This is a genomic window from Pseudomonas extremorientalis, assembly GCF_001870465.1.
In the GTDB taxonomy this organism is placed as follows: domain Bacteria; phylum Pseudomonadota; class Gammaproteobacteria; order Pseudomonadales; family Pseudomonadaceae; genus Aquipseudomonas; species Aquipseudomonas extremorientalis.
Map to the genome: position 1 here is coordinate 1 of NZ_MDGK01000025.1, position 3,134 is coordinate 3,134.

Sequence of the window (3,134 nt, forward strand, 5' to 3'; positions counted from 1 at the left end):
TCGGGCGTGCGTGCAACCTGTTCCTCGATCAATTGATGCACGCAACGCTGCCGTGGGTAGTCGCGCGCGGTGGCGTTCCACTCGACGAGGATCTGTTCGCGCTCCCGGCTGTCGAGGGTCGCCAGGTCCTGCAATGGCAACGCGGGGTTTGCCACGGCGGCACGCAGCAGGCTCAGCCAGTGCTCGGCCATGCGCGCCACGGTGGCGGCACTGAACAGGTCGGTGGCGTAGGTCAGGGACGCCCAGATCCCGTCGCCGCTTTCCTGGGTGTCCAGGCTCAGGTCGAACTGGGCACTGTGGCTGTCCCAGTCCAGGTTGGCCACGCGCAGCCCGGGTAGCTGCCGTGCCACGGCCGGAGAATGGGCCTGGTGGTTGAACATCACCTGGAACAACGGGTTATGGCTCAGGCTGCGCTCCGGTTGCAGCGCTTCTACCAGCTGTTCGAAGGGCAAGTCCTGATGGGCCTGGGCTTCCAGCGCGCGGCGCTTGGTGTGTTGCAGCAATTGGGCAAAGCTCATCTGCCCATCCAGGTCGGCCTTGAGCACCTGGGTGTTGACGAAAAAGCCGATCAGCGATTCGGTCTCGACGCGGTTGCGGTTGGCGATCGGCACACCGACACGAATATCCGGCTGGCCGCTGTAGCGGAACAAAAAGGCCTGGAATGAGGCCAGCAGCAGCATGAACATCGTCACGCCTTCCCGCTGGGCCAGCGCCTTCAACCCGGCAACCAGCGCTGGTTCCAGCGCGATGTCCTGGCGCGCCCCGCGGAAGCTCTGTTGCGCCGGACGCGGCTGGTCGAACGGCAACTCCAGTACCGGTTGCGTGCCGCTGAGCAGCTCGCGCCAGTATTCCAGTTGCCGGGCCTTCTCCCCCGCTTCCATCCAACTGCGCTGCCACAGGGCATAGTCGGCGTACTGGATCGGCAACGGCGCCAACGCGCAGTCCTGGCCTTGGCTGTAGGCGGCATAGAGCTGCATCAGCTCCTGCACCATCACGCCCATCGACCAGCCATCGGAGACGATATGGTGCTGCACCAGCACCAGCACGTGCTCCTCTTCACTCACGGCGAGCAAGCTGACCCGCAGCAACGGGCCGTGCTGCAGATCGAACGGACGGGCAATTTCGGCCTCGACCCATGCCTGGAGCTGTGTTTCGTCGACGGCATGCTCGGCGATCTCGATCACCCCGTGCTCCAGCACTTCCTGGGCACGCTGCTCACCGTCCAGGTGCAGGCGCGTGCGCAGGCTCGCGTGGCGGGCCACCAGCGTGTCGAAACTGCGTTGCAGGGCGGCCTTGTCCAGCCGGCCGCTCAGGCGCAGGGCGCCGGGGACGTGATAGGCGTCGCTGTCCGGGTCCAACTGCCAGAGAAACCACTGGCGTTCCTGGGCGTAGGACAGCGGCAGGTGTTGGCCGTCCTCGCGGATCGAGGCAATCGGTAGCTGGGCGAAGCTCATGCCCCGGCTTTGCAGGCGCTGGTAAAACTGCTGACGCTGTTCCAGAGGCAGGCGAAGAAAGCGCGAAACCAGATCGATATTAGGGTTGGAAAGCATGGGTCAAATCGCCTCTAGTTCGCTCAAAAAGTCACGAAGATCATCAAAGTCTTGCGCGCTGCCGGCGCGGAAGGTGGCGGCGGCCTGCACGTAGGCACGCAGCGTTTCGGTCTGGAACACTTCCACCAGCGGCACTTCCAGGCCCAGTTCGGCCTGGACCCGCGAGGTGATCTGGATCGCCAGCAGGGAATGGCCGCCCACTTCAAAGAAGTTGTCGTTCAGACCCACTTGCGGCAGACGCAGGACATCGGCCCAGATCGCGGCGATCTGTTGTTCCAGCTCGGTTTCGGGGGCCACATAGGCCTGTTGCAGCAGGCTCGCATCCGGCTCGGGCAGGCCCTTGCGGTCGAGCTTGCCATTGGGGGTCAGCGGCATTTGCGCCAGGAACATGAAATGCGTCGGCACCATGTAGTCCGGCAGACGGGTTTTCAGGGCGCGGCGCAGGGTGTCGCGCAACTCGGTTTCGTTGATCAGGCTGCCGTCTGCGGGCACTACGTAAGCCACCAACTGCTTGCCGGTCGGGCCTTCCTGGGCGACCACCACGGTTTCACCGACGTTGTCCTGCTCACGCAGACGCGCTTCGATTTCGCCCAGCTCAATGCGGAAACCACGGATTTTCACCTGATGGTCGACACGCCCCAGGTAGTCCACCACACCATCCGGGCGGCCACGGGTCAGGTCACCACTGCGATACACACGGCTGCCGGGCTTGCCGAACGGGTCCGGCACAAAGCGTTCGGCAGTCAGCGCCGGGCGCTCCAGATACCCACGGGCCACGCCCTCCCCGCCCAGATACAGCTCACCGGCCACACCGATGGGTTGCAGGTTGAGTTGCGCATCCAGCACATAGCCGCTGCGGTTGCCCAACAGTGTGCCGATGGGGGCGTAGACCGCGCCGCATGGATCGCCCTTGCGGGCTTTCCACAGCAGTGGCGTGACCACGGTTTCGGTCGGGCCGTAGCCGTTGAACAGATAGGTCGGCTTGAGTGCGCGCCAGGCCAGGTCGTAGCTGGCTTGCGCTACTGCATCACCGCCGAAGCAATACACCCGCACCTTCGGCGGGTTGCCGTCACGCTCGGCATGCTCGGCCAACTGTTGCAGGTACACCGGCGGGAACACCGCCATGGTCACGTTGTGACGGTGCATTTGCTGGTAGGTGTATTCCGGCAGCCACAGGCTGTCATCGCGGATCAACACACTGGCGCCGTTGATCAGCGGGTGCATCCAGCCTTCGTGGGAGCCGTCGAAGGCGAACGACATGAAGTGCAGTTCGCAGTCGGCGGGCGAGGTTTCATAACGCTCGCCGGTGGCGATGATATGGGCTACCAGTGGACCGTGAGATACCGCCACGCCCTTGGGCAGACCCGTGGAACCGGATGTATAGATCACATAGGCGAGGTTGTCGCCGTCCAGTTTCACATCAGGCGCCGTGTCGCTGTAACCGGACCATTCCTCGGTGCGATCAATCGCCAGGCTGTCCAGGCCATCTGGAATCGGCAGTTGCTGCAAGGCACTGCTGTGGCTCAGCAGCAACTTCGCACGGCTGTCCTGCATCATGTACAGCAGGCGATCACGCGGGTATTC

2 protein-coding genes are annotated in these 3,134 nt (G+C 63.9%); both read right to left on the reverse strand.

Annotated elements, in window-relative coordinates:
- Positions 1 to 1,550 (reverse strand): condensation domain-containing protein (locus BFN10_RS11175; protein WP_244159049.1); only part of this gene is annotated, 1,550 nt, incomplete at its 3' end.
- A gap of 3 nt (positions 1,551 to 1,553) precedes the next feature.
- The coding region (locus tag BFN10_RS11180; RefSeq protein WP_139221106.1) for an AMP-binding protein at positions 1,554 to 3,134 on the reverse strand (1,581 nt) is incomplete at its 5' end.